The sequence below is a fragment of the Rothia nasimurium genome, assembly GCF_014217215.1.
GTDB classification, from domain to species: domain Bacteria; phylum Actinomycetota; class Actinomycetes; order Actinomycetales; family Micrococcaceae; genus Rothia; species Rothia avistercoris.
Genome location: NZ_CP056080.1, coordinates 2,044,014 through 2,067,587, shown reverse-complemented (window position 1 = coordinate 2,067,587; position 23,574 = coordinate 2,044,014). Strand labels below are relative to the sequence as shown.

Genomic DNA, 23,574 nt, shown 5'->3' with positions numbered 1-23,574 from the left:
TGGTAGACCTGGGTCGATATCTTCGAGTCCCCAACCAGAGGGTGCGAAGAACGCTCGCGCCGCATGCGGTGCTCGCATCAGGTGCTCCCGCCCCGCAGCCCCTAACGCCAGGTTGCCGCGGGAGCATCAGCGTTAAGGGTTAGGCTTGGAAGTATGACTACAACCGTTGTGATGCTAACCAAAGAAAACCCCGCCGGTGAGCTGGCTGACACCACCGCCCCCCTCATCAACATTGAAGACCAGGGGCTGACCCGCGGCGACGGCGTCTTTGAAACCATGCTGGCCGCTAACCGCCGCGTCCGTAAATTTGAAGCCCACCTGACTCGCCTGGCCGGTTCCGCCCGCCTACTCGACCTGCCCCTGCCCGCTGAAGATAACCTGCGGGCTGCCGTGCAGCTGGCCGTCGACGCCGCTGCCCAGGGGGTCCAGACCGTGCTGGGTGAAGAGCACACCGTCAAAATCATCATCTCTCGCGGTACTGTTGAAGCCGGCCCCCACGCCTGGGTGACCGTGGCCCCGTCCTCACCCACGATCCTGCGTCAGCGCGAGCAGGGGGTGCGGGCCATGCTTCTGCCGCGCGGCCACGACCCCGCCGAAGACTCCGCCTACCCCTGGCTCCTGGCCGGAGCCAAGACACTCTCCTACGCCATCAACATGTCGGTACTGCGCTACGTGGGCAAACACGGTGCGGACGACGCCATCTGGGTGACCGACGACCGCCGCATTCTTGAGGGGGCAACCTCCTCGGTAATCGTTGCCAAGACCGAGGGGCAGAAGAAGGTGCTCTACACCCCCGAACCGGCCCACGGCATTCTGCCCGGCACCACCCAGGGCGCTATCTTTGCGGGCGCTCGGGCCGCCGGGTGGGAGCTCGGCTACGGGCCCCTCTACCCCCAGGACCTGCTGGAGGCGGACGCCGTGTGGCTGGCGTCCTCGGTGCGTCTATTGGCGCCGGTTACCCACCTCAACGGCACCCCTGTGGCCACCGATAAGGAACTAACCGAAGAACTGCTGGGCTACCTGGCGCGCGGCTAGCGGTGGGGTAGGTGGCTGCTAGGGCTTGGGCCGGTCAATCGCGTAGTCGCTCTCGGCCCGCGGCGTGGTAGCCAGGCTCAGAGCGCTGAGGGCCGCAAACCCCACCATCGCGCAGGCCATGGGCAGGTAGGCACTGCTGCCGCCCAGGGCAACCAGGGGAGAAGCGAGGCCACCCATCAGTGCCTGTACAGTGCCGAGCAGGGCGCTCGCGGAGCCCGCAATGTGGCGGGCTTCGCCGAGAGCCAGGGCTGAGGCGTTACCAAAGACCATGCCGACCGAGGCTGTGAAGGCAAACAGCAGAACCATGGTGGGAACAAGCGAGGGGGTGCCCAGTAGGAAGTAGCCCAGCAGGAGCAGGCTGACGGTCAGCAGGGAGCTGGTACCAACGACGAGGAGCTTGCGCAGGGCAACTTTGCCTACCAGGGAGGTCATCACGGTGGAGGCAAGGACGATGGCCAGGGAGTTCAGGCCAAAGACGTAGGTGAAGTGGGTTTCGCTCAGACCCATGACGTTTTGCAGCAGGTAGGGCGAGCCGGAGATATAGCTAAAGAGGGCACCGAAGGCCAGAACCATGGTCAGCATGAACCCCCGGTAGCGGCGAATTCGGGCCACCTCGATAATGCCGGCATAGGCTGAGAGCAGGGAGCCGGTGCGGCGCTTGTCTGCCGGTAGGGACTCCTTGATGAAGAAGAGAACCAGCACCAGGGAAATAGCGATAAGGATGCTAATGACCTTGAAAATATCGCGCCAGGTACCGTGAGCTAGCACGAAGCCGCCGATGAGCGGGGCAGCGACCGGGGCGATGCCGTTAATCATCATCATGATGCCCATGAGGCGGGCGGTCTGTAGGCCACTGGTGGAGTCGGCCACGATAGCGCGGGCTAGCACCATGCCGATGGAGCCGGTAAAGCCCATCACGAAACGGGCCGCGATGAAGAGTTCAATGGTCGGCGCGAAGACGCAGACCAGGGCGGAGAGGGCGCAGAGGGTTACGCCGATAAGCAGGGGCAGACGGCGGCCGGTCTTGTCTGAAAGCGGCCCCACGATAAACTGCCCGGTGCCCATACCCACCATGAAGGCGGTCAGGGTGAGCTGGGCGTAAGCGGTGGTGGTACTCAGATCAACCGCGATAGCTGGGAGTGCTGCCAGGTACATATCAATGGCGAGCGGGCCCACAGCCGTGAGTGACGCCAGGGTAATAATTGCAATCGGTGGTAGGCCCCGATCGGGTGCGGCGGCTGAGGTCATCGGTGGTGGGTCTTCCTCTGAGGGGCGGTTTTCAACCCGTCCATTCTACGCCTGCCGGTTTCTTATTTGATAGGGAAACTAATATGGTGTTGCAGAAATGAAAAAATATGACCTACCGCTGAACATAGCGGACGCCCGCCCCCGCATAGGCGCTCGCGTAGGCTGCCAGCAGGTCGGCTTCTTGTTCTGCCCACATGTCCCAGTAGGGGCGGTAGGTTTCTCCGTCCCGGGCTAGGGCTCGCAGCCTGCGGCGCGCTGTATCAAGCTCCACGAAAACACCCACATCGTGGGTACCGGTCAGGGCCCCTACCCCCTCAGCGATGAGCACGCCGCCCGCCGCCTGCTGGGCAGCGGTAAAGGGGTGCGGGCCGGTTGCCTGAGAGCTACCCCAATCCCAGCCAAACCAGTGCGGGGCAGTCCCGGGGGAGCTGGCGCGTCCGTCCGCCACAGTCTCGGCAAGCTGCTGCCACACCAGGGCAGCCCGGGCCAGCCCGCTCCAGCCCTGGTAGAGGCCTTCTAAATGAAAGACCTCGGCCACGATACCCCGCTTGCTCAACCAGGTAGCCAGCTCAGCAGCCAGAGTGGTTTTACCCGACCCGCTGCGTCCGTCAATCGCCACCAGCAGCGGCCGCCTACCTGGCACCTGCTGGTGGGCCTGCACCACCACCTCACCGAGCGAATCTAGCCCCGTTAGCTCAAGCACCCCAGCCTCCTTCACCTTTGCCATAACTACTGCCCTCAGGCTACCGCACCGGGGCGATTCGCTAGGCCATAATGAGAAACAAGCCAACCGGCTCCACCGACAACCAGGGGAACACATGAGCACCGAAGAAGCCCAGGGCACAGCCCTGCTCCACACCAGCCAGCGCAGCCAAGCCACCCTCGCGGCCCTAGCCGCCCCCACCGCCCTGCGCTTCAACCTGCCCGAGGGCTACGCAGGCTCCCTCTACCGCTTCGCCCCGTTGGCGCCTGCTTCTATCGAGAACCTTTCCACCTGGCTCACCCAGCAGTTCTGGCGCAATCAAAACCCCTCCTTGCACGACGACCTGCGCACCCTTGCTGCAGCAGGTGACAACCTTCCCGCCCTTCTGGCAGACATCCAGGCCGGGAGCGGAGGCCTGCTGGGCCGACTCTTTGGCGGCCAAAAGCGCCGCGCCGCAGAAGCTGCCAGTGCAGCCCTTGCTGAGCGGCTGGCGTCCGCCTCCGGCGCCCTCACCCGCCTCACCCCGCTCTTTACCCAAGCAGACCAGCTCACCGCCCTCACCCCCGATGTGGCCTTCGCCGCCAACACCCTAGGTATTAAGGACGCCGCCGCCCCGGCCCTTGCCCGCTACGCCGGGGAAAACTGGGCCTCCCCGCACTGGGAAGAAATCAGCACCGCAGACCACGCCGCCTTCCTGGCGGTCTGGGGAGCCCTCAACACTCCCGAACGCGCCCAGCTGCTCACCGGCATGAGCGGTGACATGCAGGCCCTCAAAGCAGAGCGGGCCACCCTCACCCTTGCAGGCGTTCCCGTCGAAAAACTGCGCGAACTCACCAGCAGCACCGTCCGCACCGCGCCCCTGGTAGACGCTGGCCTAGCTACCGTCGCCGACGTCCTGGCCCAGGGCAGCGCCGCCGCCCTCACCCGCATACCCGGTATCGGCGAAACCACCGCCAACCAAATCTACGCAGCCGCCACCCGCCTGCTCGACGAAGCCACCGGCCAGGAAAAAGAAAACCTGGGCGAAACCCGCACCCCCGCCGCCGAACGAATCCTCATCGGCCTTGACCGCCTGCGCACCATCGACGCCGCCCTCGGCGACTCCGACCTCCTCGACCGCCTGGCCTCCTACGCGCCCCTGCTCACCCAGCCGACCCCGGCGTCCGGCCCCCTCTTTGTGGCCGTCGGCGACGACCTGACCGACCTCAACCAGCTTCGTACCGACCTTGCCCGTTGCCGGGAACTGAGCCCCCTGACCGTCCCCGCAGCCACCTGGCTCACTGCCGATGCCGCCTGGGCCAGCTACCTGGCCGACCCCGCCACCCACCAGGCCCTGCTCGCCCACTACCTGGGCAAAGAAACCCTCGGCGACGCCTACCTGCCGGCTGAAATCTTCGAGCGGATCCGCAAATACCCCCTCAACCTCACCGGCCTCTCAGCCACCCTGCGCGGCTACCAAACCTACGGCGCCAAATTCATGCTCGCCCAGAAAAAAGTAATCCTCGGCGACGAAATGGGCCTGGGCAAAACCATGCAAACCCTCGCTGCCCTCACCCACCTCACCAATACCGGCAAAACCCACTTCATCGTCGTCTGCCCGGCCTCCCTGGTCATCAACTGGCAGCGCGAAACCGAAAAATTCACCGCAATCCCCACCCACCTGGCCCACGGGGACGCCCGCGACACCGCCCTCACCGCCTGGAAAGCCGACGGCGGCCTACTCATCACCACCTACGACGGGGCCCGCCTCTACGCCGATGCCACCTGGCGCGCCGACGCCGTCATCGCCGACGAAGCCCACCTGGTGAAAAATAAGAGCGCCCAACGCTCCCAAAAAGTCGCCGACCTCGTGAGAGCCGCCGACTACGCCGTCCTACTCTCCGGCACTCCCATGGAAAACCGCGTCTCAGAATTCGTCACCCTCGTCGACTACCTACAACCCGACCTCGTCGCCGGCGGCGGAGCCGAAAACCTACTCGCCAGCGAATTCCGCGCCCGCATCGCCCCCGCCTACCTACGCCGCAACCAAAAAGACGTACTCTCCGAACTACCCGACATGACCGAGCACCGAGACTGGCTCGAACTCACCCCGGCTGACGCAGACGCCTACCGGGCCGCCGTCGCCGAAGGCAACTTCGCCCTCATGCGCCGCGCCGCCTGGGCCGCAGACGACTCCGCCAAACTTACCCGCCTGCTCGAAATCGTCGAAGAAGCCACCAACGCAGGCCGCCAAATCCTCGTCTTCTCCTTCTTCCTCTCCGTCCTCACCCGCCTCGAAACTGCCCTCGGCACTAAAACCATCGGAACCATCACCGGCGCCATGCCCCCAGTCGAACGTCAAGCCGCCGTCGACAGGCTCAAGGACGCCGCCCCCGGCTCCGTCCTACTCGCCCAAATCACCGCAGCAGGCGCCGGACTCAACATCCAATCAGCCTCCATCGTCATCCTCGCCGAACCCCAGTTCAAACCCACCATCGAAGCCCAAGCCATCGCCCGCGCCCACCGCATGGGCCAAACCCACGCCGTCGATGTCTACCGCCTCCTCGGCGCCAACACCGTCGACGAACGCATGATCGAACTCCTCGGCCTCAAATCCCAACTCTTCGACGAATATGCCCGCATCTCAGCCACCAAGGACGGCGCTGCCGAAGCCGTCGACATCTCCGACTCCAAGATGGCCGCCCAAATCATCGCGGACGAACGCGCCCGCCTCGGCCTGGACGCCGCCGCACCCGTGGCCGATAGTGAGGGAACGGCTGAGGGTTAGTTGCTGCTTGCCTGGGCGTGTTCGATGACTCCGGGCACGGCGTCCCGAATCATCTGGAAGGTCTCGTAGAAGTCGCTCATATCGCCGTACCAGGGGTCGTAGATGCCCAGCCGGTCAAGGGGCTGGTCTGCAACAGCCGGGTCGAACTCGCGCATGAGTCGAACCTTGGCCGCTGCCTCGTCGTTAGGGGCCATGCGCTTGAGGGCCCGGTAGTGGTTGGTGTCCATGGCGAGGAGCAGGTCGTAGCGGTCAAAATCGGCCCGGGTGAACTGCTGGGCTCGGTGGGAGCCGGTATTGATGTTGAGCTCATCGAGCACCTTCTTGGCTCGACGGTCGATGGGGTTGCCCTCTTCCTCATTGGAAATGCCGCTGGAGGCAACCTCTACGGCAAGCCCGGCCTGGGCGGCAGCCTGCTTGATGAGGTACTCGCTCATGGGGGAGCGGCAGATATTTCCGGTGCATACAGTCATGATTCGATACATGCTCACTATGTTCCCATGAAGCTTTCGGGAAAAGGTGGGCGGGCAGAGAAGCTGAATAAAAAGTGGTAAAAAGTTCGCTCTAAGGCGGAAAAATAAGGGCAACCTGTGTATAGTCTTACAGGTACACACACTTGATGGTGGCTCTTAGGCAAGAAGGTTTGCCCGGTTCATACAGCAGTGAACTGAGAAGAGCAGCACCAGACACTCAGTTTCTTGAGTTCTTTCGAGATGACAAAAGCCTCGCAGGCCACACACCTGCGGGGCTTTTGCATACCTCACCTAAAACCTTCTTCCCACAACCGTACGCATGTACATGTGGCGCTGGCCGCCAAATGTGGCGGCGTCACCACCACATGTGGCGGTGGCTGCAACATGTTGCGTTCACGAACGGGCGCGCAGGGTCGAGCTCGAAACTGACGGCAAAGGAGCCCAGAGATAGTACAGGGAAAACGTAGACACCGCGCGAAATATAATCAAGCTGCCCATTTTCGCCGGTAAAGTTGGCTAGGACACACACTATCTGTATGAAGGATGAGATTGCCATGACTCAGCAGCCTACAAACCCTGAGCCCAACCTTCCCGGTGCCGGTCAGGCGGCGTCCGCCCAGGGCGTCCCGCAGCCTGCGCCCGGCACCCAGGCACCAGATACTCTTATCGGCGGCCCTATGCCCCAGCCTCCCGCTGATCCGAAAAAGAGAAACATGGGTCTGCTCATCGGCGGCCTGATGGCTGTAGGCATTGCTATCGCCATCCTGGCTGGTCTTTTCCTGACCGGTGTGTTTGGTGGGTCGAGTAAGGTCTCCAGCTACGACAAGTTTAAGGAAGGGATGCAGGAAGCAACAGCAGGCTCTGCCGCCTCTGTCTGTGCTGATAGTGGTGACACCATCTTGGAGTCAGCTCTTGAAGAGTCCAAGCAGCAGGGTGCTACCGATCTGGGTGTCGCCCCTGAAGATGTCAATATTTATATTTGCTCCCCGGCCGACTTGAGCAGCTTTGAAGGCATGATGGCTATTGAGGATTCTTCGCCCCTCATTATGGGGTTCTACATCAACGGTGCTTCAGTTGATGAGAATCAGGTCGCCGAATTTTCTCAGTCTGACTTTGAAGGCGGCTGGGTTACCTATGGAGAGAACTGGATGGCTGTAGGTATGAACGCTGAAGAGAGCCTCAAGGCCCGCCTGCTCGATACCTTCAACGGTAAGGAAGCTGTGCTCAACTAAAACGTAGAGTCTCCGAAGTATCAGACCTGTCGGTACCCCCTTGTTACGGGGTGCCGACTTTTTTGCGTTCACTTTCAGGGTTTTAAAAGGTGCGGACGCCGCCACCCGCCTTTGCCCTGCAAGGGCGGGGCGGGCGTTCGTCCGCGCCCCACTAGCTTAAACTCTCACTGCGCAAAAAAGTTGAGTCTTTTTGACTCAACTCTGTTGACTTCTGCTCAAAACATGGCAAACTAGATATCAAGGCAAACGAGTTGAGCCCATACGACTCAACTTGTTTGAAAGATGTACAGATAACCAAACCATAAGGAGTAAACATGTCACGTGCAGTAGGTATTGACCTCGGTACTACCAACTCAGTTGTATCAGTCCTCGAAGGTGGCGAGCCCACCGTCATCGCCAACGCAGAAGGCGCCCGCACCACCCCCTCCGTCGTAGCTTTCTCAAAGGATGGCGAAGTTCTGGTCGGCGACGTTGCAAAGCGCCAGGCAGTCACCAACGTTGACCGCACCATCGCTTCCGTTAAGCGTCACATGGGCACCAACTGGACCACCGACATCGACGGCAAGAAGTACACCGCCCAGGAAATCTCAGCCCGTACCCTCATGAAGCTCAAGGGTGACGCTGAAGCTTACCTGAACGACAAGGTCACCGACGCCGTCATCACTGTCCCCGCCTACTTCAACGACGCCGAGCGTCAGGCCACCAAGGAAGCCGGCGAAATTGCGGGCCTCAACGTCCTGCGTATCGTCAACGAGCCCACAGCAGCAGCCCTGGCCTACGGCCTCGACAAGGGTAACGAAGACGAACTGATTCTGGTCTTCGACCTCGGTGGCGGTACCTTCGACGTCTCCCTGCTCGAAGTTGGCAAGGACGAAGACGGCTTCTCTACCATCCAGGTTCGCGCAACCTCCGGCGACAACCGCCTGGGTGGCGACGACTGGGACCAGCGCATCGTCGACTGGCTGCTGGAGCAGGTCAAGTCCAAGACCGGCGCTGACCTCTCCAAGGACAAGATTGCCCTGCAGCGCCTGCGTGAAGCCGCAGAACAGGCCAAGAAGGAACTGTCTTCTGCAACCTCCACCAACATCTCCCTGCAGTACCTGTCCGTCACCCCCGAGGGCCCCATCCACCTGGATGAAAAGCTGACCCGCGCCAAGTTCCAGGACATGACCGCAGACCTGATTGAGCGCACCAAGAAGCCCTTTAACGACGTAATCGCTGAAGCTGGCGTCAAGGTCTCAGACATCGCCCACATCGTGCTGGTCGGTGGCTCAACCCGTATGCCTGCCGTCACTGAGGTCGTCAAGGAACTCTCCGGTGGTCGCGAGCCCAACAAGGGCGTCAACCCCGATGAGGTCGTTGCTATGGGTGCAGCCCTGCAGGCAGGTGTGCTGAAGGGTGAGCGCAAGGACGTTCTGCTCATCGACGTCACCCCCCTCTCCCTCGGCATCGAGACCAAGGGCGGCGTGATGACCAAGCTGATCGAGCGCAACACCGCGATCCCCACCAAGCGTTCCGAAACCTTCACCACCGCTGAAGACAACCAGCCCTCAGTATCGATTCAGGTCTTCCAGGGCGAGCGCGAGTTCACCCGCGACAACAAGAACCTGGGCACCTTCGAACTGACCGGCATCGCACCCGCCCCCCGCGGCGTCCCCCAGATCGAAGTTACCTTCGACATCGACGCCAACGGCATCGTGCACGTCTCAGCTAAGGACAAGGGCACCGGCACCGAGCAGTCCATGACCATCACCGGCGGTACCTCCCTCTCCAAGGAAGACATCGACCGCATGGTTAAGGACGCCGAGGCTCACGCGGAGCAGGACAAGGCCCGCCGCGAGGCAGCCGAGACCCGCAACGCTGCTGAGAACACCGCCTACTCCATCGAGAAGCTCATCAAGGACAACGGCGAGAAGCTGCCCGAGGACGTCAAGACCGAGGTTCAGGCCGACGTTGACGCCCTGAAGGCTGCCCTTGAAGGTGAAGACGATGACGCCGTCAAGGCCGCTTTCGAGAAGCTGCAGGCATCTCAGACCAAGCTGGGCGAGGCTCTCTACGCCCAGGCCCAGGCAGATGCGGCAGCCGGTGAAGGTGCCAAGGCTGAAGACGACGACGTCGTTGACGCCGAAGTAATCGATGAAGACGACGAGAAGAAGAACTAATCATGGCTGAGAACACCAACGAGCCCGTAGACAACCAGCCCGAGGGTACCGACCCTCTGGAGGAAGCCTTCGCCGCCCCGGCTGCTGAAGGCCACCCCGAGCCCGAAGGTGTAGCTGCTGACGCTGCGGCAGGCGAAGAGTCTGCCGCGGCCGAGGCCGGCGATAGCGCAGAGGCAACCGATAACGCTGATGCGGCCCTTGCCGCCGAGCGTCTTGAGGATCTGCGCCGCCTTCAGGCCGAGTTCACCAACTACAAGAACCGCACCGCCAAGGAAAAGGACCAGCTGCGCGATTTCGTCATCGCCGACCTGGTTGCCGCCCTGCTGCCCGTCATCGACGATATCGATGCCGCCCGCAAGCACGGTGACCTTGAAGAAGGTCCCTTCGCCGCGATTGCCAATAAGCTCGAAGAAACCCTGACCAAGCAGGGCCTTGAGCGATTCGGCGAGGTCGGTGAACCCTTCAACCCCCAGGTGCACGAGGCTGTACTGCAGCAGCCCACCAGCGAGGTTGAGCCTGACTCAGTCTCCATGGTCCTGCGCAACGGCTACAAGGTGAAGGACCGCGTAGTCCGCACCGCCCAGGTAGCCGTAGCGGTAGCAGAATAAGGACGCGGGCGGGCACCCGGCCTGATACGTCAGGCTGGGTGCCCGCCCAGTTCTACCCCCCCCTAAAAGACACAAGATCTACCTCGGAAGGAGAGGCATATGGCGAGCGAAAACTGGCTCCATCAAGATTTTTATAAGGTACTAGGCGTAGCCGAGGATTCCTCCGAGGCAGATATCAAGAAGGCCTACCGCAAGCTGGCCCGCAAGTACCACCCCGACCAGAACCCCGGCGACGAGGCTGCTGAGAAGAAGTTCAAAGAGGTCTCAGAAGCCTACGACGTGCTCTCAGACCCCAAGCAGAAGGAAGAGTACGACCAGATCCGTAAGTACGGTGCAGCCGGCTTCGGCGGGGCTGGCGGCGGCTTCCCGGGTGGGTTCCCCGGTGGTGCTGGTGGCGGAAACTTTACCTATTCCACCAGCGGCAGCGGAGCAGGCATCAATATTGAAGACCTGCTGGGTGGCATGTTTGGTGGCGGCGCTGGCTTTGGTGGAGCCGGACGATCCGCCGGTGGTTTCCCCGGCGGGGCTGGCGGCTTCCCCGGCGGTGGCTTCTCAGCTCCCAAGGGCGAGGATGCCACTACCAGCGCCCGCATCACCATCCAGCAGGCCTACGACGGCGCTGAGGTCTCGGTGTTCCGCCCCGGCGGCTCCCAGGCCCAGGTTCGCCTGCCGCGCGGCGTCAAGGACGGCCAGAAAATCCGTGCCCGAGGCAAGGGACACCCCGGTGCCGGTGGGGCAGGGGACCTGATTGTCACCGTCCGCGTAGATTCTCACCCCGTCTTTGACCGCGAGGGCGATAACCTGCTCGTACGCGTGCCCGTCACTCTGGAAGAAGCCGTTAAGGGCGGCGTTATTGAAGCCCCCACCCTCGACGGCGGGAGCGTCAAACTCCGCCTGGCCGCCGGTTCGCCAGCCGGGCGTAAGCTGCGTGCTAAGGGCCGCGGCTTCGTGACCAAGAAGGGCACCGGCGATATGCTGGTGATTCCGGAGGTGCAGCTGCCCACCAACCTCACACCCGAAGCTGAGTCAGCTCTCGACGCCTTCTTCGCGGTTGCGCCGCAGGCCAACCCCCGTGAGGACCTGCTGAGGAAAGCTGGTGACTAAGAATGGCTCTCGAATCTGACCGCCCGGTCTTCGTTATCTCTGTAGCTGCCGAACTGGCCGGTATGCACCCGCAGACCCTGCGTCAGTACGACCGGCTAGGGCTGGTGCAGCCCCAGCGTGCACCCGGGCGGGCTCGCCGCTACTCCGAGCGTGACGTGCAGAAACTCCAGGAGATTCAGGAGCTTTCCCAGTCCGGCGTCTCCCTCGAGGGCATTAAGCGCATTATGCAACTCGAGAACCAGGTGGAGGCCCTACGAGCCCGCATGAGCGAGCTGCAGGCTGAAAATGAGGCCCTGCGCAATCGTCTGCAGGACGGCTCCCGCGTGTTCGCTGCCGGAACCTCAGGTGGGGCTGTGCACCTGGCCCGGGGTAAGCGTCCGGCGGCCCGCCAGACCTCCCAGGCCGTGGTGCTCTACCGGCCGCGCTAAGCCCGACCCCTAGACCCTGACTGTAACGATGGTTGCCATCTGCGCGAAAGAGATTCGTGCCGATGGCAACCATCGCTACATTCAAGATATGGCTAACCATAGCACCACAAAAACTTTCGGAATAAAGTAATGTAGGCTGGTGTCTTTCAGATGGGGTTAGACACCTTCGGCGATACCACCGCCGACCTGGCGGGCAACCGCCTGCACCACGCCCAGGTGATTCGCAACGTCCTAGAGCAGGGCCAGCTCGCCGACCGCGTAGGCGTCGACTTCTTCGGCATAGGTGAGCACCACCGTCCTGACTATGCCGTCAGCGCCCCCGACACCATCCTGGCGGGTCTAGCCACCACCACCGACCGCATCCACCTGGGTCCGGCTGTCACCGTCCTCTCCTCCGACGACCCCATCCGCGTCTACCAGCGCTTCGCCACCATCAATGCCCTCAGCAACGGCCGCGCCGAAGCTGTACTGGGTCGTGGCTCCTTCACCGAGTCCTTCCCCCTCTTCGGCTACAAGCTCGAAGACTACAATTCCCTCTTTTCCGAGAAGTTCGACCTCTTCACCAAAATCATCACCCAGGAGCCCCTCAACTGGAACCCCGGCAACCGTGAACCCCTGGTGAATCAGGAGATTTACCCCAAGACCGAGGGAATCCTCAAGCACTGGCTGGCTGTTGGTGGCAGCCCGGAATCTGTTGCCCGCGCAGCCCAGTACAAGACCCCGCTCATGCTGGCTATCATTGGCGGGCCGGCTGAGCGCTTCAAGCCCTACACCGACCTCTACCGCCGAGCCAACGAGCAGTTGGGCAACGGGACCCTGCCCATTGCGGTGCACTCACCCGGCCACATCGCCGATACCGACGAAGAAGCCCGCAATCAGCTACGCGAGCACTGGATTGCCACCCGTAATAAAATTGGCTCTGAACGCGGCTGGGACCCGGCGGGGGAGCGCGAATTTGAGCACGAAATTGAACACGGCGCCCTGTATGTAGGTTCACCCGAAACCGTCGCGCAAAAAATTGCCGATACCGCTCAGAAGCTGGGGATCAACCGCTTTGATCTTAAGTTCTCCAACGGTGCTCTGGCCCACGAGCACTCCATGAGCTCGATTGAGCTCTACGGCACCAAGGTGATGCCGCGCGTGCGTGAACTGCTGGCCGAGGCGCAGTAAGGACGCCGGTAGCGACGTAAGCGGTTACGGCGGCTTAAAACGTGGCGGCACCCAGAGCTGGGTGCTGCCACAATCTTTAAGTCTACGGTAGCCAGGGGCGGGTACACCAGGTTTTGTGGGAAATTTGTCAGTCTACTGTTCATAAGCTGTCATTCTGCTAGGGATAAGGCTTAAAGTCTTGAAACCCCAGGTATTGGTCAGCTAGCTTAGTTCTATCAGCGGGTAGTCCCGCACCCCCACCGATCGACAAAGGAGCCGACCGTGACCGACACCCACCTCTCCACCAACAAGCCTTTCGACACCCTAGATTTACAGGCTTTGACGGAGCCCGCTTCTGACGGGGCGGTACGCGTGACTCTCACCCTGCCGACCGAGCGTGCAGGCCGTGACACCACCGGTAATGCCACCCGCTTTCGCAACCTGCTCTCAACAGCCCGGGAAAAGCTTGAAGCGGCAGGCGCCGACGCCGATGCAATTTTGGCACCGGCTCAAGAGCTACACGACGATCGAGACTACTGGCAGCATCAGGGGGACGGCCTGCTGGTCTTGCTCGACAACGGCCAGCTCACCACCCAGCGCCTACCGCTTGACCTGCCTGAAAGCGTCACCGTCGCCAACGACTACGACCTCACCGCCCTCGTCCCCCCTTTTGAGCACCGACACCAGCCTGCACCTGCTAGCGCTCTCCCGTAAGGAGGTGCGCCTTTTTGAAACCGACGGGACCCGTATCGGCCGCATCAACCTCGACAACATGATCGAGAGCGAAGACGACATCTACAACGATTACGATGTACAGCGCACCCAGCAGCAAGCCCCCAAGGGCGGAGGGGAAGCTACCTTCCACGCCCACACGAACGACTCAGACACCGACCGTATCTACCGCGAGCGTTTCCTGCGCAAAGTAGCCCAGGGTATCGAGGCGGAGGTTGCAGAATCCAACCGCCACCCGCTCGTCCTCGCGGGAGTTGAAGAACTGGCCAACGAGTTCCGCTCCGTCACCGGTTGGGGCGATGTGCTTGACACCGTCATTACCGGCAGAGTCGATGAGATGAGCGAAAGCCAGCTCCTTGAAAAACTCCAGCCCGTATTCGACGAAGAAGCTGACAACGAGGCCAAGAACCTAGCCCAGCAGATTGACGATGCCCGCTCCGGCAAACGCTACATCGGAGCCGGCGAGGTGCTGGATGCAGCGACCCAGGGGCAAATCGCAACCCTCCTGGTAGCCCCCGATACAGAAAGCAGTGGAGGGGAGCAGCTCAGCGATGCGGCCCAGGCCATTAACCTGGTGCTCCGCTCCGGTGGCGAGGTGAAGCCAGCCCCCGAAACACTAGAAGAAAAACTGGCGGCAATCACCCGCTGGTAAGCCCGTACACAGGGTAAGACGATATAGGTCTTCCTGTTCTTGACTCGCTATAGTTGAATGGCGCCCCACCGCAGTGCACACGCCTGCGGCGGGGCGTCCTTATTCATCACGCAGCTGCGGTGCTCCCTCGCCCGCAGCGACCTGTATCAAGGACACCACATGACCTTTCAAGACGTCTTGAGCGCTATAAGCTCCCTCATCTGGGGGCCTTTTGTGCTCATACCGCTGCTTCTTGGCACCGGTATCTACCTGACGGTGCGGCTGGGCTTTATCCAGCTCACCAAACTACTCGTCGCTAACCGTTTAGCCTTCTTCGAACGCAAGGACGACGGCGCCACCGGTGGCGACATCTCCCAGTTCCAGTCCCTCACCACCGCCCTAGCCGCGACGGTGGGTACCGGTAATATCGTCGGCGTCGCCACCGCGATTTCCATCGGTGGCCCCGGCTCCCTCTTCTGGATGTGGGTCACCGCTATTTTCGGTATGGCATCCAAGTACTCCGAGGCCTTCCTGGGCGTACGCTACCGCACCACAGATGCCAAGGGGGAAGTCTCCGGCGGCCCCCAGTACTACCTCCAGCGCGGTATCAAAGGCCCCCTGGGTAAATTCCTAGCCCTCTTCTTCGCGGTAGCCGCCGTGCTGGCGTCCTTCGGCATCGGTAATACCGCCCAGGGTAACTCCATTGCCCACAACCTTGAAGACACCTTCCACCTGCCCGCTGCCCTCACCGGCATCGTGCTGGCCTTCATCACCCTCTTCGTGCTGATGGGCGGTATTAAATCTATCGGGCGGGTGACCAGTGCCTTCGTGCCGGTTATGATTCTCTTCTATGTGGGCGGGGCCCTCTATATTCTGAGTGTGCACGCCGCTGACCTGCCCGCGGCCTTCGGCCAGATTTTTGCGGACGCCTTCACCGGCTCCTCAGCGGTCGGCGGCTTTGTGGGTTCCACCCTCATGTACGCCGTACAGTACGGCGTGGCCCGAGGTATTTTCTCCAACGAATCCGGCATGGGCTCTGCCGCTATCGCCGCATCAGCTGCCCAGACCACCCACCCGGTGCGCCAGGGCATGGTATCGATGACCCAGACCTTCATCGACACCATCATCGTGGTCTCCTGCACCGGCCTGGTGCTGGTTGTCACCGGTATCTGGCACGCCAGCGACCCCGCAACCGGCGAGCAAATGTCTGCTTCCGTTATGACCAGCCAGGCCTTCGCCTCGGTGATCGGCCCCGCAGGAAGCTGGATCGTGACTATCGGCCTGGTCATGTTTGCCTACTCCACCATTCTGGGCTGGGCCTACTACGGCGAACGCAACATCGAGCGCCTCTTTGGACGCCGCGGCGTTACCCCCTACCGCCTTTTCTTCGCGGTGATTGTCTACTTCGGTTGCACCATGGAGCTGACCGTGGCCTGGACCTTCTCAGACATTGCCAACGGGCTCATGGCTATTCCCAACCTGATCGGCCTGCTCCTCATGTCGGGGCTAATCGTTCGAGAGACCAAGTACTACCTGGCCAACGACCCCAAGCTCACCGCATCTAAGGCCGAGATCGACGCCTTTATGCAGGGGCACCCCGGAGCGATTGACTCCTACGAGAAAACGGTGCAGTAAGAAGACCCCCTACCTATAAAAGAGGCGGGTACCCGCACACCTAAGGTGTGTTCGGGTACCCGCCTTTTTTACACAGCTAACGGATTTTTACCGACGAATGTAGGTCAGGTCGTGGGCCCGGCGGCCCGCCTCACCTGCCTTGCGTTCGAAACTGGTGACCACGCGTCCGTCCCAACGAGGGGCCCAGCCGCCAACAGGGTCTTCATCGGTGGTGTTTTCACCGGCGTGGGCGTTGGTGAACTCGGGGTGGGCATCAAGTACCTCACGCATGACAAGGGCATATTCTTCCCAGTCGGTGGCCAGACGCCAGATACCACCGGGCTTAAGAACCCGGGCCACCTTATCTGCAAAGGTAGGGGAGACCAGACGACGCTTGTGGTGGCGGGCCTTGTGCCAGGGGTCGGGGAAGAAGACCCAGAGCTCATCAACAGAAGACTCTTCGAGCAGGTTATCGAGCAGCTCGGGGGCGTTAGCCTGAGCTACACGCACATTCTCGACCCCGGCCTGACCCATCTTCAGGAGCAGGTCGGCGATGCCGGGAGTGTAGACCTCAACGGCCAGGAAGTTAGCCTCGGGCACCTGGGTGGCACGGTTGACGATAGCCTCGCCCAGGCCGGAGCCGATTTCAACAACGAGAGGGGCGTCGGAGCGTCCGTACAGGGTCTGCTGGTCAAAGACCGCGCCCTCAGCGACCGAAGTGTCGCCGATATTGCGGGGTAGGTCGAGCACATGGGTAGGGGCGTAGGTATCCCAGGCCTTCTGACGGCGGGCGGTCAGGCGGTCACCGCGGCGGACGAACGAGTAGGGTTGGCGGTGGAACTGCTCAGGGACGGGGGCAGTCAGGTCTTCACCTGCCGCTGCGCGCTCGGCCTTAGCCGCCAGATCCTGCTTCTGCTTATTGGTTTCCATAACTCTCCTTGCGGGGTTGAAACAGATAAACCGGCGCGCACGGAAACGCTAAGTGCCGCCGGTAGGGGGAAAGAAAGACTTCCCCAAGTATATCGTCACAGATAGACACCGGGGCAGGCTGAAAACAGCCTGCCTGTCCAGCGTACGCGAAGGTGACGAGCGGATCGCTTGAGTTAACGTAGGTGCCGACCTGGTTTGAACCGGTGGCGTCTGTAGCAACATCGTTCATGTCGGTCAGTAGGGTGCCGCTGGGGCTATCCAGGGTGGGAGGGGCGCGCTTTTGAGGCTGAGGGAGATAAAATACTTGAAACTTCAAGAGAAAGTTGAAAAGTTTTACGGCCGAAAGCAGAGCTCTCTCCAGACGGTGTTGCAAGACGAGTGTATTAATTTATTGATTAAGTTGGTGTGATGGATACGAAAAATTATTTTGTGCTCTTGGTAGAGTCGTCGATAGCGCGTGGGTCGGTGGGGGAGCCGAAGGTGGGCTTTGCCTGCTGGATGATGGGTAAGGAGCCTGTCTGTAGGGGGATACTTCCTGTGTTGACCTCTTCGAGGGTGATGTCGTAGAGCTGGGGCTGGTTGCTCTGGCTGGCCTCGTCAGCAAGCATTTTTTCGGTCACCACTTTGAGGCTGGTGGTATCGGGGTGTTCTAGAACCGGGTTCTTTTGGGTGAGGTCAACTTCATGATCGATTTGGGCGTCCAGACCGCCCGGGTGGCCGTACATGAAGCTGTCGATGTTATCGACCGTTGCTTCGAAGTTGGGGTCGTGAGTGAGGTACTTCTTGGTTTCGCGGGCTACCAGGCCAGAGAGCAGTAGTAGGCCGATGAGGTTGGGGATGGCCATCAGGCCGTTCATGATATCTGAGAAGGTGAAAACCAGAGTGAGCGGGGCGATGGCGCCAAGCCCACAGACCAGGGCAAAAATCATGCGATAGCTAACGATAGCCTTGGCACCACCGCCGAGTGACTCTAGGGCGCGTTCGCCGTAGTAGGACCATCCGAGTACGGTGGAGTATCCCAGAAGGACCAGGCAGAAGGTGACGACGTAGCCACCCCAGTTGCCGGGCAGGCCGGTGGCAAAAGCAATGGATGTTGATGTGGCCGGGTCGTCGCCCCGCCAGGCGCCCGTTGTGAGCAGGATGAACCCCGTCATTGAGATCACCACGATGGTGTCAACGAAGGTCTGAGTCATGGAGGCTAGCCCCTGGCGGACGGGGTGGGACGTGGTTGCTACCGCTGCGGGAATGGCTGCGGTACCCATACCCGACTCGTTGGAGAATAGTGAGCGCTGGGCACCGACTTGCAGGGCAAAAATCATTCCGGCGCCAACGGCTCCACCGAGGGCGCCTTCACCGGTGAAGGCTCCTCGCATAATCATGGCAAAGGCTTCAGGGAGCATGTGGGCATTGATTGCTACGATGTAGGCCCCAAACCCAAGGTAGAGCAGAATCATGAGGGGCACGCAAAGGGCTGTGACTTTTGAGACGGTCTTGATGCCGCCGAGCAGGGCTGCTGCTGTTCCCAGGGCAAGGACGCCCGCGGTGAGGTAGGGCGGAATGTTGAAGGAGTGCTCCAGGTTGGCTGAGATAGCGTTGGCCTGGGTCATGTTCCCAATGCCGAAGCAGGCGAAAACACAGCAGACAGCGAACATGGTGGCGAGGAATTTGCCAAAGCGGTTGGGAATGCCTCGCTGGAGGTAGGCCTGCGGGCCGCCGGTGAGTTCGCCCATTTTGTCCCGGTGGCGAAAGCGGACGCCGAGGAAGCATTCGGTGTATTTTGAGGCCATGCCAAAGATGGCTGTGACCCACATCCAGAAAAGGGCGCCGGGGCCACCGATGCTGAGGGACAGGGCTACACCAACAATGTTGCCGGTGCCTACGGTGGCACCTAGCGCTGTGCTCATGGCCTGGAAGGAAGAGATCTCTCCTTTGGCTCCTTCTTGTCGCGAGCGGCGCCCGAACTGCAGGCTCATAGCCTTGGTGAAGAGCCTGAGTTGGATAAGGCCCAGGCGGACGGTGAGGAAGATTCCGGTGCCAATGAGGAGGGGCAGTAGGAGGAAGGGGCCCCAGATGAAGCTACTGGCTGTATCGAGTGCTTCTTGCAGGGTGCCCACGGCTCTATTCCTCATCTTTCTGTATGGTCTAGCTCTCGTTAACTTATCATGGGGCCGATGATGGACCTGCTTCCTGTTGGGTTATTAAGGATAGAAAACCGCCCCGCTCCTGGTAAGAAGCGGGGCGGTGAAGCAGGGGGGCTTGGGGTTACTTCTTCTTGCTTGAGAAGAGCAGAGCCAGACCTGCGCCGAGCAGGACGACGTCCTTAGCCATAGCGGTGCCCTCCTGGGTGGGGCGGATGCCGTCCTTTTCGGTCAGTGAATCAATGTTGAAATACATGCTCAGCAGGCCGCTTGAGAAAGCGGTCAGGCCCAGGCCTGCCAGCTTGGGGGAAATGAAGGGGGTCAGTAGGGCAGCGCCCAGGGCGGTTTCGCTGATGGCAAGGGCCTTGCCGAACTGCTTGTCGGAGAGCTTGGACACCTGGGGGACGCCAGCTGAGGCCATGCCCTTGAGGTGACCGTAGGTTGCCTCGTCCATGGAGAGCTTGCCGATACCTGAGTTGAGAATCAGGGCGCCGGAGGTGAGGCGAAGAGCTGCGTTTGAGATCTTGGGCATGAGAAATCCTGTCGGTAGGGGGCTCGGGGTGCTGGATTGACCCGAGAAAATTTTGTTTCCGTGTAAACATTCTAGCGCGGTGATAGCGGCTTGAACAGCGGGAAAGGGTAGCTGGTCGGACGCTCGTGTTGAGCCTGTACGGAAAAACACCTCTGCAAGAAGGACTACACTTGACCTGAACTATAACAAAATACCGGTCTGGAAAGGCGCGTAATCCCCGCTCTCCTCGCAGCAGAGGGGCCGTGTTCGCTTCCGGCAGGTCTTTGACTCTTCTAAGGGGGGCGCTCATGGCTACAGCCGAGCACACACCTGAACCGCAAGCGGCAGAAGGTCTGCAACGCGGTCTTTCGAACCGTCATATTCAGCTCATCGCCATCGGTGGCGCTATCGGCACCGGCCTCTTTATGGGCTCGGGCAAGACCATCTCACTCGCAGGCCCCTCCCTGCTGCTGGTCTATGCCATCATCGGTTCTGTGATCTTCCTGGTGCTCCGCGCCATGGGTGAGCTGCTGCTGTCAAACCTCAGCTACAAGACCTTCAACGACTTCATCACCGACCTGCTGGGCCCCAGCGCTGGTTTCCTGATGGGCTGGTCCTACTGGTTTACCTGGGTCGTTATCGGTGTTGCCGATATTATTGCTATTACCAGCTACGTCCACTTCTGGTGGCCCGACCTTCCGGCCTGGATTCCGGCTCTCTGCCTAATCGGCCTGTTGCTGGCTCTGAACCTACCCAGCGTGAAGAACTTTGGTGAAATCGAGTTCTGGTTTGCCCTCATCAAGATTGTGGCTATCGTCCTTCTCATCATCGTGGGCCTGGTCATGGTGATCGCTGGCTTTACCTCTCCTAACGGTGATAAGGCCTCCGTTGCAAACCTCTGGAACGACGGCGGCTTCTTCCCCATGGGTGCAAGCGGCTTCTTTGCGGCCTTCCAGATCGGCATCTTTGCCTTCCTGGGCGCTGAACTGATTGGTACTACCGCAGCTGAAACCAAAGACCCCACCAAGACCCTGCCCCGCGCCATCAACGCGGTGCCGGTGCGTATCATCATCTTCTACGTGCTGACCCTGGCCGTGATTCTCATGGTCACCCCCTGGCGCAACATCGACCCTAACCAGAGCCCCTTCGTTGAAATGTTCACCCTGGCAGGTCTAGGCTTTGCCGCCCACCTGGTGAACTTCGTGGTGCTCACCAGTGCGACCTCGTCCGCTAACTCGGGCATCTTCTCAACCTCCCGTATGATTTACGGCCTGGCCCAAAGCGGTAGTGCCCCCGCCATCTTTGGCAAGCTCTCTAAGAATGGCGTGCCCCGCAACGGTCTCTTCCTGACCACCGTGCTCCTCTTCTCGGGTCTGATTCTGCTCTACTCGGGTGACTCCCTCATCGCGGCCTTCACCCTGGTGACCACCGTAGCTTCGGTGCTGACCGTTGTTACTTGGTCGCTGATTATGATTGCCTACCTCAAGTACCGCAAAACCTGCCCGCAGCTCCACGAGGCATCCGTCTACAAGCTGCCCGGTGGAGTCTTTACCTGCTACGCCGTCCTGGCCTTCTTCGTGGGCGTCATCGTGCTGCTCTTCATGTACGAAGACACCCGCCAGGCCCTGATTGCCATGCCGGTCTGGTACGCCCTGCTGGGCGCCGGCTGGTGGCTGGTCTACCGCAAGAACCGCGGCCAGACCCTCACCGCCCGTGCTGAAGAAAAGGCTAAGAACAACTAGCCAGCGAAGCTGGACCTGTAAGCGGGCTGGTCAGGGCACGTCGCGAGGACGCCCTGCATAGCCCGCTTTTCAGCGCCTGTAACGGTGAGCTGGTAGGCAGCTTTTACCGATATCTGCCGTGCCACGTATTCGCAGCGGTAGCCGGGCTGGGGGAGCCAGGCGTCCGCGCTCTTATCGGACTTCTGGGTATTCGCTGCCTGCCCTGCCGCCTGCAGGTTGAGCGGGTCATTCGCTAGTAGTACGCGCTGGTCTGCGCTCCACTTCCAGGCCCCAGAAACCCAGGCATTAGAGAGGGCCACTACATGGTCAATGGGTACAGCCTCGCTGGTCTTGGGGCCACGGGTAAAGTCAATGCTTTCAGCGGTATAGGGGTCTAGCAGGCTCCCCGAGAGCACATAGCAGTTAGTCCCAATCTCAAGGTTGGTGAGGTCGCGGGTCAAGATATCATTGCGCTGGTCGCAGCCGTTTTTGTCAATATCAGCCCAGGGCTCCCCATAGGCGTCCCGCTTGTAGCGTGTTTCTGCGTAGGCCTCTGCCACTGTGAGGCCGTCTAGTACCTCACTGGCGGTGGAATAGGTCTGCACCCCCGAACCCGCAAACCCGGTGCTCACAGCGGTACCCGCAGGGTTGAGCAGGCTATCGAGAGCAGACCGCACATTCCACTGGTGCGACCGCAGCCAGAGCACGCCGCCCACCAGTAACACTGCAACCAACAGGAGGGCTAGTGCCCGCCGCAGACCCCGGGGCAAATCCGCTACAAAACGGACGCCCGCACGAATCTGGCGGTCACTGGGCGAGGGGAGGTGGGGCGCAGAACGGCGCTTACGGGAGGTGCTCATAGGCCACCTATTCTAGCCCCGCAAGCTGGGTGTCTTAGTTAAAATCCTCAATCACCGCATAGCCGCTGCCGGTCACCGGCACCATGGGGATAGACCCGGTACTGGGGTGGGCGATATTGGCCGCGGAGCTACCTGTGGGGTCATCCGACTGGAAATAATCGGAGTGATCACAGCCCATACCCTTGCGCATGGCCTCAATAATGCCGTGCGCGGCGTCCTGCACCGACAGGAAGTTGCGGGTCCAGCGTCCGCCCGCTGCGGGCGTCCTCCAGCCTGCTCCCTCCAGAAACTCCGTATCGAGCTCTACCTCAATCAGGTCAAACTCTTCGGGTGAGGTCAGCTCACAGAAGTACCCGGCAGGGGAGCGCAGAATACTGACGTAGTTGGTGTAGTCCCCGGTAGCCACTACCTCGGGTGAGATGTAGTACATGCGCAGGGAAAGACTCCAGGGCAGCTCTTCCAGGCGCTGCTCCATCACCGACATCAGCCCCTGCCAGGCGAGGGCCGAGCGCTCGCTGTCGGTCAGGGGCTTGGGCCGCACCACGCCGATACCCTGGGCCTGGATATCTTCGATGTTGAGAGGCTCAGTGGGGTCCACGGGGGGCTGGGCGACAAATCTGGCGGGTAGGGCAGGTGAGCCCCCCATAGCCAGGGCATCGTTAAGCATCTGACGGCCAGCCTGCAGGGCCAGGTGCCAGGAACCGTACTTGGCTCGAACCGCACCCAGACGCGGCACGCGTCCGCTCCGGGCAGGGTCTTCAGCCCAGCTGCCGTAGAGCAGCACCGAGGGCTTGCGATCGTAGCGAATACAGTAGTTCAGGAACTCGCCCAGGGTATTACGGAAAGTGCGCTCGCTCAGGGTGCTGGCCCCGAGTTTAATGCCCTGATCTTCAGCGTCCGGCGGCCAGACTCCCACCTTCAGCAGGGCCTTCGGCCAGGAACGATCTCCCAGGCGGTCTTCAATCAGTGCGCGGGACGGGGGCCACGAGAAATCCCCGCGAGAGATATGGGCAATCTCCTGCGGCAGGTTGGCGAGGAAGTCATCGTAGGCCTGCTCCTCGAGCAGGGTATAGGGGAGCTCTGCCATGTATTTGAGGGCAGCACCAATGCGCCCAACGACACCGGCAATCGCGTCAGAAGGCACCGCAAAGGACTCAAGCATGCGCGGAAGATCCTGGATGATGGTGGGGTCAAGGCCTACAGCAGCGTACTCGTAGTCGGGCTCAAGATCATAACTGACAGCTACCGCATACCAGATAGCCGATGCCATGAGTACGTTTGAGTGGGTTTGCCCCTGGCCGCCGCCAAAGAGCCAGCGGCCGGAGTGAACTGCCTGATCCAGTAAATCGCGGTCGATGTCGGGGTAGAGAACGGACGCACGGTGTACAGCTTCAGAGGAGGTCCAGCCCATGCGCGCTAGCCCACTCAGCAGGGAATCGTAGCGTTCGCAGAAATCGGTGTAGGTAAGGTCGGTTGCCTCTGGCACGGTGGTTCTCCAAAGCAAGGTGATACAAGATTGTGTTTGGGGTGG

20 protein-coding genes are annotated in these 23,574 nt (G+C 61.1%); 12 read left to right on the top strand and 8 right to left on the bottom strand.

Going from position 1 to position 23,574, the window contains the following annotated elements:
- Nucleotides 1-153 precede the first annotated feature (153 nt).
- Nucleotides 154-1,035, top strand: coding sequence for an aminotransferase class IV (locus HWU94_RS09385; protein ID WP_185173496.1), 882 nt, complete (start codon nt 154-156; stop codon nt 1,033-1,035).
- Nucleotides 1,036-1,053: 18 nt separating this feature from the next.
- Here HWU94_RS09385 and HWU94_RS09380 read toward each other — a convergent pair whose 3' ends face one another.
- Nucleotides 1,054-2,283, bottom strand: coding sequence for a multidrug effflux MFS transporter (locus HWU94_RS09380; protein WP_185173495.1), 1,230 nt, complete (start codon nt 2,281-2,283; stop codon nt 1,054-1,056).
- A gap of 112 nt (nt 2,284-2,395) precedes the next feature.
- Nucleotides 2,396-3,010: a hypothetical protein gene (locus HWU94_RS09375; protein ID WP_244955954.1), complete on the bottom strand. Its 615-nt coding sequence runs from the start codon at nt 3,008-3,010 to the stop codon at nt 2,396-2,398.
- A 91-nt stretch (nt 3,011-3,101) separates the two neighbouring features.
- On the opposite strand from HWU94_RS09375, the gene HWU94_RS09370 reads away from it, so the two are divergent.
- Nucleotides 3,102-5,753, top strand: a complete 2,652-nt coding sequence (locus HWU94_RS09370) for a DEAD/DEAH box helicase (protein WP_185173494.1) — start codon at nt 3,102-3,104, stop codon at nt 5,751-5,753.
- On the opposite strand, the gene HWU94_RS09365 is transcribed toward HWU94_RS09370, so the two are convergent.
- Nucleotides 5,750-6,223, bottom strand: coding sequence for a low molecular weight protein-tyrosine-phosphatase (locus HWU94_RS09365; RefSeq protein WP_244955953.1), 474 nt, complete (start codon nt 6,221-6,223; stop codon nt 5,750-5,752). The genes HWU94_RS09370 and HWU94_RS09365 overlap by 4 nt on opposite strands.
- 554 nt (nt 6,224-6,777) lie before the next feature.
- Here HWU94_RS09365 and HWU94_RS09360 point away from each other — a divergent pair.
- The 9 genes from HWU94_RS09360 to HWU94_RS09320 all read left to right on the top strand — a co-directional run bounded on the left by HWU94_RS09360 (nt 6,778) and on the right by HWU94_RS09320 (nt 15,904).
- Nucleotides 6,778-7,455: a hypothetical protein gene (locus HWU94_RS09360; protein WP_185173492.1), complete on the top strand. Its 678-nt coding sequence runs from the start codon at nt 6,778-6,780 to the stop codon at nt 7,453-7,455.
- A gap of 314 nt (nt 7,456-7,769) precedes the next feature.
- Nucleotides 7,770-9,617: a molecular chaperone DnaK gene (gene dnaK, locus HWU94_RS09355; RefSeq protein WP_185173491.1), complete on the top strand. Its 1,848-nt coding sequence runs from the start codon at nt 7,770-7,772 to the stop codon at nt 9,615-9,617.
- Nucleotides 9,618-9,619: 2 nt separating this feature from the next.
- Nucleotides 9,620-10,225, top strand: a complete 606-nt coding sequence (locus tag HWU94_RS09350; protein WP_185173490.1) for a nucleotide exchange factor GrpE — start codon at nt 9,620-9,622, stop codon at nt 10,223-10,225.
- A 99-nt stretch (nt 10,226-10,324) separates the two neighbouring features.
- Entirely contained in the window at nt 10,325-11,329 is a 1,005-nt protein-coding gene (locus HWU94_RS09345) for a DnaJ C-terminal domain-containing protein (RefSeq protein WP_185173489.1), read from the top strand.
- A gap of 2 nt (nt 11,330-11,331) precedes the next feature.
- Entirely contained in the window at nt 11,332-11,757 is a 426-nt protein-coding gene (locus tag HWU94_RS09340; RefSeq protein ID WP_185173488.1) for a heat shock protein transcriptional repressor HspR, read from the top strand.
- A 150-nt stretch (nt 11,758-11,907) separates the two neighbouring features.
- Entirely contained in the window at nt 11,908-12,927 is a 1,020-nt protein-coding gene (locus HWU94_RS09335) for an LLM class flavin-dependent oxidoreductase (protein WP_185173487.1), read from the top strand.
- Nucleotides 12,928-13,188: 261 nt separating this feature from the next.
- Nucleotides 13,189-13,620, top strand: a complete 432-nt coding sequence (locus HWU94_RS09330) for a hypothetical protein (RefSeq protein WP_185173486.1) — start codon at nt 13,189-13,191, stop codon at nt 13,618-13,620.
- 4 nt (nt 13,621-13,624) lie between these two features.
- Nucleotides 13,625-14,290 (top strand): hypothetical protein, encoded by a 666-nt coding sequence (locus HWU94_RS09325; protein ID WP_185173485.1) that lies wholly within the window; start codon nt 13,625-13,627, stop codon nt 14,288-14,290.
- Between the two features lie 159 nt (nt 14,291-14,449).
- Nucleotides 14,450-15,904: a sodium:alanine symporter family protein gene (locus tag HWU94_RS09320; protein ID WP_185173484.1), complete on the top strand. Its 1,455-nt coding sequence runs from the start codon at nt 14,450-14,452 to the stop codon at nt 15,902-15,904.
- Between the two features lie 87 nt (nt 15,905-15,991).
- Here the strand turns inward: HWU94_RS09320 and trmB are convergent, their stop codons facing one another.
- The 3 genes from trmB to HWU94_RS09305 form a co-directional block, all read right to left on the bottom strand.
- Nucleotides 15,992-16,813 (bottom strand): tRNA (guanosine(46)-N7)-methyltransferase TrmB, encoded by an 822-nt coding sequence (gene trmB / locus HWU94_RS09315; protein WP_185173483.1) that lies wholly within the window; start codon nt 16,811-16,813, stop codon nt 15,992-15,994.
- 422 nt (nt 16,814-17,235) lie between these two features.
- On the bottom strand, nt 17,236-18,927 hold the full coding sequence (locus HWU94_RS09310; protein WP_342355179.1) for a sodium:alanine symporter family protein: 1,692 nt from the start codon (nt 18,925-18,927) through the stop codon (nt 17,236-17,238).
- A 148-nt stretch (nt 18,928-19,075) separates the two neighbouring features.
- On the bottom strand, nt 19,076-19,483 hold the full coding sequence (locus HWU94_RS09305; RefSeq protein ID WP_185173481.1) for a hypothetical protein: 408 nt from the start codon (nt 19,481-19,483) through the stop codon (nt 19,076-19,078).
- 287 nt (nt 19,484-19,770) lie between these two features.
- Between HWU94_RS09305 and HWU94_RS09300 the strand changes: the two genes are divergently transcribed.
- Nucleotides 19,771-21,204 (top strand): amino acid permease, encoded by a 1,434-nt coding sequence (locus HWU94_RS09300; RefSeq protein ID WP_185173480.1) that lies wholly within the window; start codon nt 19,771-19,773, stop codon nt 21,202-21,204.
- Here HWU94_RS09300 and HWU94_RS09295 read toward each other — a convergent pair.
- Both HWU94_RS09295 and HWU94_RS09290 read right to left on the bottom strand, forming a co-directional pair.
- The gene (locus tag HWU94_RS09295; protein WP_185173479.1) at nt 21,201-22,043 is read right to left on the bottom strand and encodes an HNH endonuclease family protein; all 843 of its coding nucleotides are present in this window, start codon (nt 22,041-22,043) and stop codon (nt 21,201-21,203) included. The two genes, HWU94_RS09300 and HWU94_RS09295, sit on opposite strands and share 4 nt — an antisense overlap.
- 34 nt (nt 22,044-22,077) lie before the next feature.
- On the bottom strand, nt 22,078-23,529 hold the full coding sequence (locus HWU94_RS09290) for a hypothetical protein (RefSeq protein WP_185173478.1): 1,452 nt from the start codon (nt 23,527-23,529) through the stop codon (nt 22,078-22,080).
- Nucleotides 23,530-23,574: the final 45 nt, after the last annotated feature.